Origin of the sequence: Endozoicomonas sp. ALB091, assembly GCF_049310265.1 — a bacterium.
In the GTDB taxonomy this organism is placed as follows: domain Bacteria; phylum Pseudomonadota; class Gammaproteobacteria; order Pseudomonadales; family Endozoicomonadaceae; genus Endozoicomonas.
Window position 1 is genome coordinate 855,060 of sequence record NZ_JBLYNQ010000006.1, and the last position, 17,780, is coordinate 872,839.

11 protein-coding genes and 1 tRNA gene are annotated in these 17,780 nt (G+C 51.5%); 1 reads left to right on the forward strand and 11 read right to left on the reverse strand.

What is annotated here, in order from left to right; translation table 11 throughout:
* The first annotated feature begins 39 nt into the window (after positions 1–39).
* Positions 40–1,869 carry an RNA polymerase sigma factor RpoD gene (gene rpoD / locus ACO6UX_RS10695; RefSeq protein ID WP_422447430.1) on the forward strand — a complete coding sequence of 610 codons (1,830 nt, stop codon included), beginning with the start codon at positions 40–42 and terminating at the stop codon, positions 1,867–1,869.
* Positions 1,870–1,960: 91 nt separating this feature from the next.
* Here the strand turns inward: rpoD and ACO6UX_RS10700 are convergent, their stop codons facing one another.
* The 11 genes from ACO6UX_RS10700 to ACO6UX_RS10750 all read right to left on the reverse strand — a co-directional run bounded on the left by ACO6UX_RS10700 (position 1,961) and on the right by ACO6UX_RS10750 (position 17,743).
* Positions 1,961–5,107: a hypothetical protein gene (locus tag ACO6UX_RS10700; RefSeq protein WP_422447432.1), complete on the reverse strand. Its 3,147-nt coding sequence runs from the start codon at positions 5,105–5,107 to the stop codon at positions 1,961–1,963.
* A 374-nt stretch (positions 5,108–5,481) separates the two neighbouring features.
* Positions 5,482–7,611 (reverse strand): polyribonucleotide nucleotidyltransferase, encoded by a 2,130-nt coding sequence (gene pnp, locus ACO6UX_RS10705; RefSeq protein WP_422447434.1) that lies wholly within the window; start codon positions 7,609–7,611, stop codon positions 5,482–5,484.
* Positions 7,612–7,936: 325 nt separating this feature from the next.
* A complete protein-coding gene (gene rpsO, locus ACO6UX_RS10710) occupies positions 7,937–8,206 on the reverse strand; it encodes a 30S ribosomal protein S15 (protein WP_101746598.1) in 270 nt (89 codons plus the stop codon).
* 162 nt (positions 8,207–8,368) lie between these two features.
* Positions 8,369–9,445 carry a tRNA pseudouridine(55) synthase TruB gene (gene truB / locus ACO6UX_RS10715; RefSeq protein ID WP_422447436.1) on the reverse strand — a complete coding sequence of 359 codons (1,077 nt, stop codon included), beginning with the start codon at positions 9,443–9,445 and terminating at the stop codon, positions 8,369–8,371.
* Between the two features lie 3 nt (positions 9,446–9,448).
* Positions 9,449–9,847, reverse strand: coding sequence for a 30S ribosome-binding factor RbfA (gene rbfA / locus ACO6UX_RS10720; RefSeq protein ID WP_101746600.1), 399 nt, complete (start codon positions 9,845–9,847; stop codon positions 9,449–9,451).
* A gap of 159 nt (positions 9,848–10,006) precedes the next feature.
* On the reverse strand, positions 10,007–12,598 hold the full coding sequence (infB, locus tag ACO6UX_RS10725; protein ID WP_422447439.1) for a translation initiation factor IF-2: 2,592 nt from the start codon (positions 12,596–12,598) through the stop codon (positions 10,007–10,009).
* 26 nt (positions 12,599–12,624) lie between these two features.
* Positions 12,625–14,118, reverse strand: coding sequence for a transcription termination factor NusA (gene nusA / locus ACO6UX_RS10730; RefSeq protein WP_422447441.1), 1,494 nt, complete (start codon positions 14,116–14,118; stop codon positions 12,625–12,627).
* Between the two features lie 253 nt (positions 14,119–14,371).
* A complete protein-coding gene (rimP, locus tag ACO6UX_RS10735; RefSeq protein WP_101746603.1) occupies positions 14,372–14,830 on the reverse strand; it encodes a ribosome maturation factor RimP in 459 nt (152 codons plus the stop codon).
* Between the two features lie 133 nt (positions 14,831–14,963).
* A tRNA-Met gene (locus tag ACO6UX_RS10740) sits at positions 14,964–15,040 on the reverse strand.
* Between the two features lie 260 nt (positions 15,041–15,300).
* The gene (locus tag ACO6UX_RS10745) at positions 15,301–16,080 is read right to left on the reverse strand and encodes a hypothetical protein (protein ID WP_422447443.1); all 780 of its coding nucleotides are present in this window, start codon (positions 16,078–16,080) and stop codon (positions 15,301–15,303) included.
* Between the two features lie 595 nt (positions 16,081–16,675).
* Positions 16,676–17,743: a hypothetical protein gene (locus tag ACO6UX_RS10750; protein WP_422447445.1), complete on the reverse strand. Its 1,068-nt coding sequence runs from the start codon at positions 17,741–17,743 to the stop codon at positions 16,676–16,678.
* Positions 17,744–17,780: the final 37 nt, after the last annotated feature.

Genomic DNA, 17,780 nt, shown 5'->3' on the forward strand with positions numbered 1-17,780 from the left:
TTTGTCCGGTTCGTCAATATCCGCTGTTAAAGGGTTGATATGTCAGCAAATTCGCAACAACAATCCAGATTAAAAGAGCTTATCGCCCGTGGTAAGGAACAGGGGTACCTGACTTACGCGGAGGTTAATGACCATCTTCCGGAAGATATTTCCGATCCTGATCAGGTGGAAGATATTATCCGCATGATCAATGACATGGGTATCAGCGTCTACGAGACCGCTCCCGACGCCGATACCCTGCTCATGGCTGAAGCCGACACCGATGAAGCTGCCGCCGAAGAAGCAGCCGCAGCGCTTGCCGCCGTCGAACAGGAAGCAGGAAGAACCACTGATCCTGTCCGCATGTACATGCGGGAAATGGGTACCGTAGAGCTGTTAACCCGTGAGGGCGAAATCCAGATTGCCAAGCGCATCGAGGAAGGCTGGCGTGAAGTCATGTCGGCACTGGCTCAATTCCCCGGTTCTGCCCAGATTGTCCTCGACGAGTATGACCGCCTTACTGAAGAAGAAGGCCGCCTCACCGACGTTATCAGCGGCTATATAGATCCCGACGATGATACTGAGATCACCAATACCGATGATAACGATATCGAAATCGACGATTCACTTGATGACGATGACGACGATGGTGATGATGAAGACAGCGAAGAAGAGGGCGATAGCGGACTCGACCCGGAAGAGGCCAGAGAGCGCTTCACCCTTCTGAGAGATGCCCTGGAAAAAGCCACCACGGCTATTGCCACTCATGGCCGTGATAACAGCCGGGCGGCACTTGAAGAACTGGCCGCAGCTTTCATGCCGCTGAAGCTGGTTCCACGCATCTTCGACATGCTGGTGTTCCGAATCCGCAATGCCGTGGAGCGCATCCGTGATAACGAGCGCGCGGTCATGCAGCTGTGTGTTCGCAAATCCAAAATGCCCCGCAAGATTTTCCTTAAGGCATTTCCGGGCAACGAAACCAACCTTGGCTGGATCGATGAACTGGCCGCTGGCAGCGGTGGTTACATAGATGCTTTGCAGAACTATCGCGAAGAGATTGTTCGCGCCCAGAAAAAGCTGGCCAATATCGAGAAAGAGTTTGATCTTTCCCTGGTCCAGATAAAAGACATCAACCGTAAAATGTCCCTTGGCGAAGCCCGTGCCCGCCGCGCCAAAAAAGAGATGGTTGAGGCCAACCTTCGTCTGGTTATTTCTATTGCCAAGAAATACACCAACCGAGGCCTGCAGTTCCTTGACCTGATTCAGGAAGGCAACATCGGTCTGATGAAGGCGGTGGACAAGTTCGAATATCGCCGTGGTTACAAGTTTTCGACCTATGCCACCTGGTGGATTCGTCAGGCGATTACCCGATCGATCGCAGATCAGGCTCGCACCATCCGTATTCCGGTTCACATGATTGAAACCATCAACAAGCTGAACCGGATCTCACGACAGATGTTGCAGGAGATGGGCCGGGAACCCACACCGGACGAACTGGCTGTGCGCATGGATATGCCAGAAGACAAGATTCGTAAGGTACTGAAGATCTCCAAAGAGCCTATCTCCATGGAGACACCCATTGGTGATGATGAAGATTCGCACCTGGGTGACTTTATTGAAGATGCTACCATGCAGTCGCCTATCGACCGGGCAACCGGTGAAGGCCTGAAGGAATCTACCCGCATGGTTCTGGCTGGCCTCACCGCTCGTGAAGCCAAGGTACTGAGAATGCGCTTCGGTATCGATATGAACACCGACCACACGCTGGAAGAAGTGGGCAAGCAGTTCGACGTTACCCGTGAGCGTATTCGTCAGATTGAAGCGAAGGCCCTGAGAAAACTGCGTCATCCAACGCGCTCAGATCACCTCCGCAGCTTCCTTGATGAGTAATCATCAACCATAAAAAAAGCACCACACGGTGCTTTTTTTATGGCTTGCACCAAGTGTGACCAAATGCTCAATGAGTGGAATCTACCCGCTCTTATGCAGGCTTCATCAGCGCAAGCAGTTCCTCGACAGCCTCCCTACTCTTAACCTCACACTCATTCAAAGGCCGGGTTTTTGATAACCAGTCGTTAACTCTGAACTCAAAATCATGACGGCAAACATGGTGAGTCAATTTCATTTGAAGACTCTCAGTCAGCGCATGAAGGCGTTGATATTCTTCCTGAAGCTGGTTAGGTCGGCAGCCAGGTTTTCCTTCAGAGTGCAGGGCAATAAACTGTTTGGCTTTATTCAGGATAAGCAGACAGCCTATCAGCAAACCATAAATACGCTCCCCGGTGTTTTGGGGGTTGTGAAACAGAATGGTTTGAGGCAGGTCGAATGCTGCGCCTTTGTGCAATTGCTCTGTCAGCTGATCAAGGTTATCCGTGAGATATTGCAGCGTATCGTTCAGCAATCTGGTTTCTTCTGCAAACAACAAACACCATACCGGCCTCTCAACGCCAGGAACGAGAACGGGCAATCGTGATGCCTTTCCATCGGTTACTCTGGCGTCAACATAAACCTGAAAACCCATTGCCTTTACCCCCAGATCACCGTCTTTAAGATCAATACTGTAGGCCTTTGGCAATTTCATCGCCTGACATTCCGGGACAGGCCAGATGATGACACTTTGAGGGATGTCTGACTCACTGTCGGTATTCAGTGCCTGCAGCTTGTCAAAAAGGGTTCTGACAGATGCTTCTTTCGTGCAGATAATGTCAATCTCATCAAATGATGAGTGGAGGTTCTGTAAAAAGCGTGCGTATGAACCGGTAACCAGAATGGGAGGGTCGGTATAAGAATTATTAATTTCCTGAATAATCTCCAGTGTTTTCAGCGTTATTGAATTTAAATAAGTAACCTGACAAGAAAGTGGGCCTCCTTTGTCAAGATTGGCTGAACACCCGTTTACATCTGTGGAAAAACAGCCAAACCAGGCGTTGTCAGTAAACTGTTCAGGTGATCCGGGGTGCTCTCTACTGACCGCAACAGAAGCCTCAGCTTGACTGTCACAGGCTGAGCATTCTTGATGACTATCACTCCCACGGACAACGGTATTTTCTCGTTTAAACAGCATATTATCCATTATATTGGCTTCACAGCTGCATTGTTCAAACCAGAAGCCCAGAGCATGGCGCATCTTGCTTCCTTCAGAAAAGCGTTGAAGACACTCCAGAACCTGATTCTTATGAACGTGTCGTCCATTAACCAACTGTCTTGTGATACAGCAATGCGCCAGGAAGAAGAAATGGATACGTGAACTCTGAAACGAGTTTCTCAGTCCTTTGATGGATTGCAATACCTGCTCTGCTGACACTCTCTGATGATCAATGGACAGCCCATAGTGCATAGCCATGAATTGCAATTGACATTGCAGTCGTTGTTGCTCGTCGTCTTTATGGGATGCGTTGTTTAAGATTTGCCAGGCCTCTTGAAGTATCTCCTGAGCTGCATTGTTTTCATCATAATGCATGGGTTGTTTCAACTTTTGAATCAGATACCCGGCTTGCTTTACAGCATGATCGCCGGGTACTTCATTAAATACTTCTAACACTTGCCGGTTATCCAGACAGGCACCGTTCAATTCTCTTGCCGTTAATGCCAGCTGTACATAAAAATAAGCCCTTTCCATTAACCAGCCACCGCCTTCATAATCCTTAACCACTGCATCCGCTTCGACCAGCCGACCATTCAACGCCACTCCCCTGAGGCAACATTCCTGTTTGAAGCGCGTCATCCCCAGCCTGCCTTTCGAATTGTCCGGGAAATCCTTAATCACCGTATCCGGTGTAACCGGCTGGCCATTCAACGACAGCCCTCTCAGACAACATTCCTGTTTGAAGCGCGGCAGCTCCAGTGTTGCTTTGGCCTCCTCATAACCCTTAACCACCTCATCGGGTGTGACCTGCTGCCCCATTAACGGCACGCCGTTCAAGCAACATCGCTCTTTGAAGCGCGTCAAATCCAATACTGCCCTGGCTGCCTGATAACCCTTAACGACCGCCTCAGGTTTGACCTGCTGGCCTTCCAACAGCAGACCCTTCAGGCAACATGCCTCTTTGAAGCGCGCCTGTTCCAATATTGCACTGGCATCCTGATAACCCTTAAACACCACATCCGGTGAGATCCGCTTGCCATTCAATCGCAGGCCTCTCAGGCAACACTCCGATTTAAAGCGGGCCAGCTCCAGTGTTGCCTTGATTGCCTGATAATCCTTAACCACCGCCTCCGGTGTGACCGGTCGGTCATTCAATGGCAACCCCCTCAGGCAACATTCCACCTTAAAGCGCCCTATCCCCAGATTGCCTTGCGGGCTACACGGGAAAGCCTTAATCACTGCATCCGGTGTGACTTGCTGGCCATTCAACGGCAGCCCCCTAAAGCAACATGCCGCCTTAAAGCGCGCCAACTCAAGTGTTGCACTGACTGCCTGATAAGCCTTAATCACCGCATCGGGAGTGACTTGCTGGCCATTCAATAACAGGCCCCTCAGGCAACATTCTGCTTTGAAGCGCGCCAGTGCCATTTTGCCTTCGGGACTACCCGGAAAATCCTTAACCACTGCATCCGGTCTGACCTGGTGACCATTCAATAGCAAACCCCTCAGGCAACAGAGTTGCTTGAAACGGGCCAGTTCCAGTGATGCTTTGGCTGCCTGATATTCTTTTACCACCACATCCGGCGTGACCTGCTGACCATGCAACAGCCGCCCCCTTATACAACATTGCGATTTGAAGCGCGCTATCGCTAATTTGTACTTATTTTGATTTGGCTTCCGATTGAATTCCTGAATGACCTGATCCGGGAATACTTTTTGATTGTTATAAAGAATGTTCTTTAAGCAAAGCCTCTCAAGGAATAAACCACTCCTGAGAGACGTTGTATCATTTCTATAAGCTGAGAGCACATCAGCCGGGGTGATTTGACGTCCCTGCAATAGTTTTTTTTGCCAAAAGGCATCCTCAATATCCTTGCCATCATTCAGCGCTGAGGCTGTATCTTTATGAGTCTGATAGACTCTTTTACCGTTAAATCTGTTTCTGGAGCTGTCAGGAATACCGCTTGAACTGACTTGCCGGTCAACTCTAGCAGGCTTTCGATGGGAGTCGGTTGATGATGCCTTCAGAATAAAGCCCTGCACGCCTGGACTATGAATACCGAAGTTTGACCTCAAGAGGATTATTAGGTTCCACTGCCATGTGGGTTAAACACAGTCAGACTAGGAGGCTGTCCGAGAATAGACTGCCCTACTGCGGTTGCGATAAATTGGTCTAAAAATTCCTGCTTCTTCGTCAAATAGCCCCGCTATTCTCCTCAGAAGCAGAAATTTTTATCCTCAATTTCTCGCAATCCTCGCTACGGGCGCTATTCTCGGACAGCCTCCTCGTGAAAAAAGTGACTCTCATTTTTCTTGCGGGTCACAGAATAACTCCGTCAGGGAGTAGCAGAAAATTCTAATGCACAACAAGATATTGAGAGAGACTGGCACTGAGGCCAGCCTCTTTGAAGCGGTGATTATTCAGCCGCTGCAGCCTGCTGCTCTTTAATACGAGCAACTTCTTTCATGCTCAGCTTAATACGACCACGGTTGTCCAGATCCATCACAACCACTTCAAGCTTCTGTCCCATCTTGACGTAGTCAGCAACGTTCTCAACCCGATGATCAGCAATCTGGGAAATATGCACCAGACCATCCTGACCTGGCAGGATATTAACAAAAGCACCAAACTCAACAATGCGAGTTACCGTACCGTTGTATATCTTGCCGATTTCCGCTTCAGCAGTGACGCCGTAGACACGGTCATAAGCTGCCTGACAGGCTTCGCGGGTCTCACCATAAATTTTAACGGTGCCGTCGTCAGCAATATCAACCGATGCACCGGTATCTTCACAGATAGAACGGATAGTGGCACCACCTTTACCAATAACATCACGAATCTTGTCCTGATCAATCTTCAGGGTCATGGTCATTGGTGCGTTTGGCGACAGTTCACTGCGGGAACGGGCGATGACTTTATTCATCTCGGCCAGGATATGCAGACGCGCATGCAGAGCCTGGTCAAGGGCGATATCCATGATCTCTTCAGTGATACCGGCAATCTTGATGTCCATCTGCAACGCCGTAACACCGTGGGCCGTTCCAGCCACTTTAAAGTCCATATCACCCAGGTGATCTTCATCACCCAGAATATCGGTCAGGACTGCAAACTGCTCGCCTTCCTTAACCAGACCCATGGCGATACCGGCAACCGGTGCCTTCAGAGGCACACCGGCATCCATCAGCGCCAGGGAAGAGCCACAGACGGAAGCCATGGAGCTGGAACCATTGGATTCGGTAATTTCAGACACCACACGGATGGTATAAGGGAACTCTTCCTCACCGGGCAGTACTGCCTGAATACCACGACGGGCAAGACGACCATGGCCGATTTCACGGCGTCCCGGAGGACCCATACGACCAGCCTCGCCTACAGAGTAGGGAGGGAAGTTGTAATGCAGCATGAACGGGTCACGGCTTTCACCTTCCAGGGCGTCGACAAACTGCGCATCACGGGCAGTACCCAGCGTTGTGGTGACGATAGCCTGAGTTTCACCACGGGTGAACAGGGCGGAACCGTGGGTCTTTTTCAGAACGCCAACTTCTACCGTGATCGGGCGAACGGTTTTGGTATCACGACCATCGATACGCGGCTGACCGTTAATGATGTTGCCACGGACGACGGACTTTTCCAGTTTGCTGAAGTAGGTCTGAACATCATCCGCACTGAACTTGCCTTCGTCTTCGCCAACCAGCTCAGCTTCAGCTTCAGCGCGCAGCTCCGCCAGCTTGTTGCTGCGCTCCTGCTTGATGGTGATGCCATAGGCCTCACGAATTTTCTGCTCAAAGCCAGCAGCAACGGCTTCTTTCACTGCCGTTTTTTCTGGCTCTGGCTGCCAGTCCCAGGTTGGCTTACCGGCTTCTGCCGCAAACTCTTTAATGGCAGCAATAACCGCCTGGTACTCCTGCTGGGCAAACAGAACCGCACCCAGCATTTCATCTTCTGTCAGTTCCTGCGCTTCGGACTCAACCATCAGCACAGCGTCGCTGGTACCGGCAACCACCATGTCAAGCTCAGACTTTTTCATCTGCTCGAAAGATGGGTTGAGAAGGTAACCGTCGTCTTCAGTGAAACCAACACGGGCAGCACCCACAGGACCGGCAAAGGGAATACCGGAGATAGCCAGGGCCGCAGACGTGGCAATCATGCCCAGAATGTCAGGATCGTTCTTCTTATCCACCGACATTACCGTGATGATGACCTGAACTTCGTTCATGAAACCTTTCGGGAACAGCGGACGGATAGGACGGTCAATCAGACGGGAAGTCAGCGTCTCTTTTTCGCTGGCCTTACCTTCACGTTTCAGGAAACCGCCGGGAATTTTACCCGCCGCGTAAACCTTTTCCTGGTAGTGAACGGATAATGGGAAAAAGTCCTGACCATCACGGGCACTTTTAGCACCCACTACCGTCGCCAGAACCTGCAGCTCACCCATGGTTGCCAGCACGGCACCGGTGGCCTGACGGGCAACCCGTCCAGTTTCCAGGGTCACGGTGTGTTCACCGAACTGGAAAGTCTTTGTCAATGCTTTTGGAGCAATACTCACGTTATTTTCCTTTATTACCAAACGATATCACCCCACCTGCATCCACACTGTCATAGAGATGGATGCAATTCAGAGACCTCTGAATCGAAGTCTCTGAATTGCACCCCATGCAGACAGAGTGCAGGCATGGGTAATTCTTGTCCAAGACTACCAGAGAAAACAGAGCCCGGCAGTCGCAACCCGCAGAGAGATAATGCCCGGGCTGACAACATTCTCAACCCGCAAATAACAAAACACCGCCAGCCACAGATAGTGCAGCTCGCGGTGCCTTGACTGAGGGAGGTGATATCAAGACACCACCACCCAATATGACTGTATCAAACGATCAGCGACGCAGACCCAGAAGCTGGATCAGGCTGCGGTAACGTTCAACATCCTTACGCTTCAGGTAGTCCAGCAGGTTACGACGCTGGTTTACCATGCGAATCAGACCACGACGAGAGTGATGATCCTTGTGATTCGCCTTGAAGTGTCCCTGCAGACCTTCGATGTTAGCGGTCAGCAGAGCCACCTGAACTTCAGGGGAACCGGTGTCGCCTTCAGTGCGAGCGAATTTCTTCAGGATTTCAGCTTTCTGTTCAGCAGTCAAAGCCATTGTTCAATCTCCAGATAATATGCAATACAGATAACCGGCATGACCGTGCATATTTACAGCCAGCCATTCAAACAAGCGACGAATTCTATCACTATGTTGTGAACGCGTCCAAAAAAACTATATAAGCAGTTGGGCAAATGGAATCGCGTATTTCAGGCTGAATCAGCCTTTGACCAGACGCTTGGGTGCTACCAGACCATCATCGGTAATTTCGCCGATACCCAGGAACAGCACGCCTTCGGCCCCTTCAGCAACGCCATAGATGCGGACATTGCCGGATGTCGGTGCCTGAGGCACCTGGACCGGATTCCCCTGGGAAACATAATAACTGCTGGTTGCACCCAGTTTGACCTGCGGCCAGTCACTGACAGCGCTGTCCTGAGGCAACAACAGGTCATCAATAACACGATCACCGGCCTTATTGCGGATTTTCGACAACTCCCTCAGGCGCTCTGACTGCGCTGGTTCCAGCTTGTCACGGCCCAGCTCCTCTGCCAGAGCGGACAGCTCGGCAAACTCTATACGCTGGTCGACATCCAGGGCCGACTCACGGGCTTCATCCCGCATGGCCGCCAGCTCATCCAGGGAGTGCGCCTGATGCTCAGTGTAAGGGCCTGCCTTGAGGCGCTTCAGCTCAGCAACATGACCAAGGCAGCCCAGGGCCTCACCAATATCTTCAACCAGCGTGCGGATATAGGTTCCCTTGGTGCAATCCACCTCGAAAACACACTCATCCCCATCAAAGTCCAGCAGCTCCAGACGATGAATGGTAATGGTGCGCGAAGGGCGCTCAATTTCAATCCCTTCCCGGGCATATTCGTACAATGGCCTACCGTTGTGCTTGAGCGCAGAGAACATGCTGGGCACCTGCTCAACATCACCCCGGAACTGGTGCAGAATGGCCTCCACATCGGAACGGGTGACCGTCACCGGACGCTCTTCGACAATCTCCCCCTCACGATCACCTGTGGTGGTTCTCACCCCCATTTTCATGGTGGTGCGGTAGGATTTATCAGAATCCAGCAAATACTGGGAAAACTTGGTGGCCTCCCCCAGACAGATGGGTAAAACGCCCGTTGCCAGCGGATCAAGGCTGCCGGTATGGCCCGCCTTGGCGGCATTAAACAACCGCTTCACCCGCTGGAGCACCTCGTTGGAAGAAGCGCCATAGACTTTATCAACCACAATAATACCGTCCACCGGACGGCCACGATTAGCGCGTCGACCTCTTCTGGCCATGACTTACTCCTCGGTACCTTCTTCTGAGCCTTTATCCGCTTTAGCGTCTTTGGCAACCGCCTGATCGATCAGCGAGGACAGGTAAGCCCCGCGCCGCAGACTGTTGTCATAGTAAAAGCGGAGTCGCGGGGTAAACCTCAGCTTGATGGCCCTGGCCAGCTGAGAACGCAGGAACCCCGCGGCCTGACTCAATATCTCCAGGGATTGATCAATTTTTTCCTGATCATCCACCCCAAGAAACGAGACATAAACATCTGCAAAAGCGAGATCCCGACTTACTTCGACCACACTGACCGTGACCATGCCAAGACGAGGATCTTTCATTTCCAGCTGAATCAGCTGAGCCAGTTCTTTCTGAATCTGGTCGGCTACTCGCTGGGTACGACTGTACTCTTTAGCCATTGAATACTCACTCCGTAAACCACAATACCCAAAAGGCACAAAAGGCACAGAGACACAAAGCAATCCTTCCCTTTGTGACTTTGTGCCTTTGTGGTTAAAAAAGCCTGCGGGAAAAACCGCAGGCTCTGGCGTCTATTTCACATTCACACGCATAACGAATTAAAGCGTACGCTGTACTTCAATCGTCTTGTAAACCTCGATCTTGTCACCAGGCTTAACGTCGTTGTAGCTCTTAACGGCGATACCACACTCCATACCGTTACGAACTTCGTTGACATCATCCTTGTAACGACGCAGAGACTCCAGCTCACCTTCGTAGATCACCACGTTATCACGCAGTACGCGGATACGGTCGTTGCGGTACACGGTACCTTCAATAACCATACAGCCAGCCACAGCGCCAAACTTCGGTGAACGGAATACTTCACGAACTTCAGCGGTACCCACGATCTGTTCACGGGTATCGGAGCCCAGCATACCGGTCAGCGCTTTCTTAACGTCATCAATGATGTCGTAGATAACACTGTAGTAACGCAGATCCAGCTCTTCAGTCTCTACCACTTTACGGGCAGAAGCATCGGCACGAACGTTAAAGCCAACGATAACGGCGTTGGAAGCCAGGGCCAGGTTGGCGTCGGTTTCGGTAATACCACCAACACCACCAGAGATAACCCTTACTTCGACCTCATCGTTACCCTGCTCTTCCAGAGAAGCGGTCAGCGCCTCCAGGGAGCCTCGTACGTCTGCCTTGAGGACGATGTTGAGCGTCTTCTTATCTTCAGTTCCCATTCTGGAGAACATATTCTCCAGTTTGGAAGCCTGTTGACGAGCCAGCTTGACTTCGCGGAACTTGCCTTGACGAAACAGGGCGATTTCACGGGCTTTACGCTCATCGCGAACCACCAGCATTTCGTCACCGGCATCCGGCGTACCATCCAGACCCAGAATCTCTACCGGGATAGAAGGGCCTGCTTCTTTGATGGGCTGGCCGTTCTCATCCAGCATCGCACGTACACGACCGTACTGCTGTCCCACCAGGATATTATCACCCTGATTCAGCTTACCGCCCTGCACCAGAACGGTGGCCACAGGACCACGACCTTTATCCAGTCGGGACTCAACAACGACGCCACGGGCAGGACCTTCATCCGGAGCAGTCAGCTCAAGCACTTCGGCCTGAAGAATAACTGCTTCCAGCAGATCTTCAACACCTTCACCGGTCAGGGCGGATACTGGCATAAACTGCGTATCGCCACCCCACTCCTCAGGAATAACGTCACGGGCAGACAGCTCGTTTTTCACCCGATCCGGATCTGCTTCCGGCTTATCCATCTTGTTCACGGCAACCACGATAGGTACGCCAGCCGCTTTCGCGTGTTGCACCGCTTCTTCGGTCTGCGGCATGACACCATCGTCAGCAGCAACAACCAGGATAACGATATCCGTCGCCTTGGCACCACGGGCACGCATGGCGGTAAAGGCCGCGTGTCCAGGCGTATCCAGGAAGGACACCATGCCACGATCCGTTTCTACGTGGTAGGCACCAATGTGCTGGGTAATACCACCGGCTTCGCCAGCCTGAACGCGACTCTTACGAATGTAGTCCAGCAGCGAGGTCTTGCCGTGGTCAACGTGACCCATAACGGTCACTACAGGCGCACGGGGCCTGGCTTCGTAAGCAACGTCTTCCAGCTGATCATCCACCAGGGTGTCTTCGATGGCGTCTGCCTTGGTCAGCTTGTATTTGTGGCCCATTTCTTCAACCACGATACTGGCAGTATCCTGATCGATAACCTGGTTGATGGTTACCATGGAGCCCATTTTGAACATGGCCTTGATAACGTCCGCCGCTTTGATGGCCATCTTGCTGGCCAGCTCTGCAACCGTGATGGTTTCCGGGATGGAAACTTCACGAACAACCGGCGCTGTCGGCTTGGTAAAGCCGTGAGCCGCCATGGACTCAGGTGCCATGGTACGGGCAAACTTGCGACTGCCGCCACGGCGATCATCACGCTCGTTGCGACCACCTTTACCACGGCGTGGCAGATCGTCATTGTCATTACGACGATCTTTACCCTTGCTGCCACGCTTGTTGCGGGACTTGCGGTCATCTGCCGGCGGCGGTGCATCACCGAAAGAAGGTGCCGGAGCGCCACCAGTGCGCTGACCACGATCGCCACCCGGACGTGGGCCACGGTCACCACCCGGACGCGGGCCACGGTCACCGCCAGAACGCTCACCGCCCTGACGAGTGCCGCGCTCACCGGAACGGGAGCCACGGTCATCGCTGCGCGCGCCGCGTTCATCTTTCTGGCCACGATCATCCCGGCGTGGGCTGCGATCATCTTTACGCTGACCACGGTCATCCCGACGCTGGCCACGCTCTTCCTGCTTTTCAGGACGGGCCGCCGCTTCATCCGCTTTTGGTGTTTCTTCAGCGGCTTCGCGCTTGACGTAAGTGCGCTTTTTACGTACTTCTACGTTAACCACTTTGTTTTTGCCGGAACTGCCACCAGACACTTTCATGCGGCTGACCGTCTTACGCTTCAGCGTAATCCTGGTCGGCTCAGAACCGGTACCGGCATCACCATGAGTTCGCTTCAGGTGGGCCAGCAGCTGCTGTTTTTCTGCATCGGACACAGACTCTTTGGCGCTGCTTTTGGTGAGACCAGCGTCTTTCATCTGCTGCAACAACCGCTCCACTGGAGCGCCGACCACTGCTGCGAGTTGCTCTACGGTTACATCTGCCATTCACACTTCTCCTCTCAGTGGCCCGCTCAGTTACCCGCTTCTTCAAACCACGGTTTCCGCGCCGTCATGATCAGCTCACCAGCCCGATCTTCATCCATTCCGTCAATATCCAGAAGGTCATCGATCGATTGTTCAGCCAGGTCTTCCATCGTAACGACACCGCGACTGGCCAGCTCATAGGCCAGTTGCTGCTCCATACCTTCCATATTCAGAAGGTCATCAGCAGGCTGGGTACCATCGAGCTTTTCTTCCTGGGCAATGGCCTGAGTCAATAACTGATCCTTGGCCCTTGAGCGCAACTGTTCAACGATATCTTCATCAAAGCCTTCAATGGCCAACATCTCCTCAAGAGGGACGTATGCAATCTCATCCATGGAGGTAAAACCTTCTGCCACAAGCAGTCCAGCCAGATCATCATCAACATCCAGCTTTTCCCTGAAGGTCTGAACCACACGACCCGCTTCCTGCTGCTGTTTGGCAGCGGCGTCCTCTTCGGTCATGACGTTCAGGATCCAGCCCGTCAGTTCACTGGCAAGGCGGACATTCTGGCCACCACGGCCAATAGCCTGAGCCAGATTATCTTCACTGACCGCAATATCCATCGTGCCCTTGTCTTCATCGACAACGATTGAAGCCACTTCGGCCGGCTGCATGGCATTAATCACGTACTGCACCGGGTTGTCATCGTAAAGCACGATATCAACACGCTCATTGCCCAGTTCACCGGAGACCGCCTGAACACGGGCACCACGCATACCGACACAGGCACCGACCGGATCAATCCGGCCATCATTGGTTTTCACGGCAATCTTGGCCCGTGAACCCGGATCTCTGGCAGCACCTTTGATCTCAATCACTTCTTCTGAAATTTCAGGAACTTCAATACGGAACAGCTCAATCAGCATCGCGGGCGCTGTTCTTGACAGCATCAACTGCGGACCACGCCCCTCAGTGGACACTTCATGGAGCAGGGCCCGAACATGGGCGCTCATTCTGAAGTTCTCGCGGGGCAATACCTGATCTTTCTTTAAAACCGCCTCAGCGTTATTGCCAAGATCAACAATAATGCTGTCACGGGTTGTCTTCTTGACGGTACCGGAAATCAGGGTGCCCATTTTGTCACGGTACTGCTCAACCATCTGCAGGCGCTCGGCTTCACGTACCTTCTGGACAATCACCTGTTTGGCTGTCTGAGCGGCAATACGGCCAAAGCCTACCGACTCAACCGGTTCTTCCCAGATACCACCAATTTCAAGAGACTCGTCGTGCTCCTTGCCTTCATCCAGAGTCAGATGCATGCCGGGAAACTCAAAATCCTCGTCAGCGACCACAGTCCAGCGACGGAATGTATCGTATTCCCCATTAGCCCGGTTGATCGCAACCCGGATATCCACTTCGGTTTCGTACCGTTTCTTGGTCGCTGTCGCCAGAGCGGTTTCCAACGCCTCAAAGATGACCTCGGGCGGTACTCCCTTCTCATTGGATACGGACTCTACGACCAACAGAATCTCTTTACTCATGCTCTGCCTCGCCTATGCTGAACCAGTCCATGCCTATGGAGCCTGCCGAACTCACTTCTGACCTGCGGCGAAAAGCCTGATCTGGTCACGACCCATGCTGCTTTTGGTCAAATAGCCCTGCTATTCTCCTCAAATCAGCATGAAAAATGTCTCAAATCAGGCTTTTCTCGCTCTGGTCAGCCAAGTCCGACAGGCTCCTGCCAACACATCCCTGGCTGCTAAACCGGGATATCCGCCCGGCCTGAAGGATAATTCAGTCGAACTGTGGTATCACCTGCGCCTTATCGATGCTTTCGATTGGCAACAGAAGCTCATGGCCATCGGCCTCTATAACGACATCCTGATCTTCAATTCCCTTGATGATGCCCCGATACTTTCTGCGCCCTTCAAAAGGCACCCTCAGGCGTATACTGACCGTATGGCCAGTCATCATCTCGTACTGCTCAAGCCGGAACAGCGGCCTGTCCAATCCCGGAGAAGATACTTCCAGGGTATATTCGTCCGCAATTGGGTCTTCTACATCCATAACGGCACTCACCTGACGGCTGACCTTTTCGCAATCTTCCAGGGTGATGCCATCTTCTGCGTCGATATAGACCCGAAGCAGCGAATTCCGCCCACGGGAAACAAACTCAATACCCCAGAGACGGTAATCAAGCGACTCCACGATCGGCTCGATAAGTGTCTCCAGCTGCGACTGCTTACCTGCCACGACTGAATACCTGCCAAAAAAACAAAAAAAGGGCTATAAAGCCCCATATATTCGCACAATGACCAGAACGGCCATCACACATCAATTACTCGCTACCTAACAAAAAACCCCGCAAAGGGGGTTTTTCAGGATTTGGTAGCGGGGGCTGGATTCGAACCAACGACCTTCGGGTTATGAGCCCGACGAGCTACCAGGCTGCTCCACCCCGCATCAAATTGTTCATCAGTATACTTCGGCAAGAGCCAGCTGACAACCTCTCCCCAATATCAAATACACTGACCCTGAAGCAAAGAATCAGCACTGAATTTGACTCACTAATCGTTACAAAAGCTGGCTACAAAACAGTAATGGTAAAGCTCTACACCACAAAAAACCGCTCTATTATCTACCTTTTCCCAGTGCTGTCAACTTGCCCGAAGCACTCCCTGCCATGGCTGGAGAATTTTACCGATTCATCAGATTATCGCTGATCAGGGGTAAAACCGGAGCGGTGCCCGCAATGATGGTTGTGGTTGTTGTGGTACTGAACTTTCCTGAACAGGAAAACTGTCTTTCACATTGGAAAATTTGTTGTTTGTATCATCTTTTGGACCTTTACCGCCTTTCTTCATTAACCCTTGATCATCATGCTCACAGCCTTGTCTTGTTTCACCGCTGTAGGCCCCCCCCCGTCCTGCGGCTGCATACTCTGCATTACGCCTGTCCACAGACACTGATCGTTGATTACCAAGTGAAGTATTGGATTTAAGACTGCCGGGATGGGTTTCCAGATATTCCTTATTGAGACAACCCTGCAAGAATGACTGGTGTTCACCGAGGGTTGTAAAAATTGTTCCCAGAATTTTTTCCTTAGTCAAACCAAAATGGTCAGGATTTTTGTATTTTTTTTCTAACATCTGAACTAATGTCTCGGCTCTACGTTTGCGTGTACGTATTGCTCTTAATTCCTGCATTTCATCCTCCTTAATAACATCCTCCTGATATAAGTAGTTCCAGTATTTGTCTGGCATAAGATTATCTTTGAGATACTCAATTTTACCTTTTTGATACCAGTGATCTTCAATTGACGGTTTATCCCACTCCGAGGTAACTTTACCTGCCGAAGCAAGGCTGGTTTGAGAAACAAAATCAAAAGTGCCGGAGCCTGAAAAATGAGCAGCAGGGCCAGGTATATTGGGGATAAATGACTCACTATCAGTCTCCCGGGGTTGCACAACAGGGCCAACCACTCCTGGCTGGAGAGAAGCCACCTGCCTGCACATCCGGGAGAATGTGCCAGAGGCGTTGTTTTCATCAGGACTATCGGGGCGCTGAGGTCTTGCCGGGTTATTCAAATCGTTCAAATTACAACCGGCATACACATTTACTGGATCCATCGTTTTAACTACTACACATATAAACAACTACTTTAACCGGGTGATTGCCAGCAAAAGGAGGAGGTTGGACAGATCAAAGATATTCCTGCGAATAACCTGTCCACAGGAGCCATCTTCGAATTAGCGAATAAAGCATTAGTCAACAATTGCTACATAAAGTTCCCGACGGTAAACATATATCATGACCAAATGGTCAGAAACCAATAGCGACAATCCAAAACAGCTTGCTCAAAACGCTCTTCAGAAGGCGGAGTTGGTATTAAGTAGCTAACCATATGAAATCACATATTTCTGACTCCTTGTTCAGGCACTCCCGGCAACCGCTCCTGCGTTGCTCTAGCTCCTGCATCCATGCAATCGTGCTTCGTTACAACTCCGGTCACATAGCTACGGCTATGCTCCCTCCGTTGTGCCTCGCATAGCACCTGCCCAAGTAGCCAGAAATATGTGATTCCATATGGCCAGCTACTTACTTTATCAGTACACACAAAACCAATAGGGCCATTGCCATCATCCCCAGGGCAACGATTAATCCGGACAAAAGTTCCGAAGCCGAAGGGCTGGCGAAAGAGACGGAGCCACGAAGACCTGTAAAGGCGTCCAGAACGGTAATAAGAAGAAAGAATAAAAACAAAGCGGTTAACAGCTTGATGCTCCAAAGTCCGATCCGGAATTTTCTGAACATAACACCTCCGGAATCGCTGCCTTTGCCATAAAAGCAAGTGCCATTGAAAAAGCAGGGATGCTTCCCCGGGCTCTCGCACTGCCTTCCCGGCCCCTCTGGCAAGCATCGGCCAGAGCATCCCTCAGGGCAGTCCATTACCTGACCATATACATGATCACCACAGGACAGGTCACAGTATGGTCGGTGTAGCGGATCATACTGGGAGTGTGCCCCATGCCGGGCTGGGTGATTGCCGCAGTTGGCATAGTAGTCAAGACACAACTGAAAAAAGACCAGATCACTGTCCGGAAAAATGGCTTTACCGCCGACAATCTTACTGTGACCAACTTGCCAGGCTCTCTCTTTCCTGACTGTTTTTTTTGTGGCTTTCCAGAACCGCCTTTTTCTGGCAACTGCCGGGAACCCTTGCATGATCCTGCCAGTCTGCCCAAAAACAACCAGACCACCCATCGTTTGAGGATAGTGGCTGTTGAATGGTGGTCGATGAGCCGGGTAACTGTTCGGCCAGTAGCGCCTGCGAAGCTTATGAGGACGGAATAAAAAAGGATGAAATAAAAAAGGGCGAATAACACTCTGCAGAGGATATATACGACGAGACCTTAATGACCGGTGAACAATCTCATTCTGCCCGGGCAGTTCCCTATTGTTATCCTGCTCACCCTGCCTGGCAGGAAGCGCCAGAGACCGGCCACGCCCTTTATAACGCGCAATTGCAAACCCGGTAAAGCCACCCCGTTTGCCAATAACGGAAAACCCGAAAGAATGGCCCTGCCCTGAACGGTCAATTCCGTCAACCGCATAAAACCCCGACAGGATTTCTGATTTACCACCAACACCAATCGAATTAGACATCTCTGAACAATTGCTGGCCAACGGCCACCCATTCATA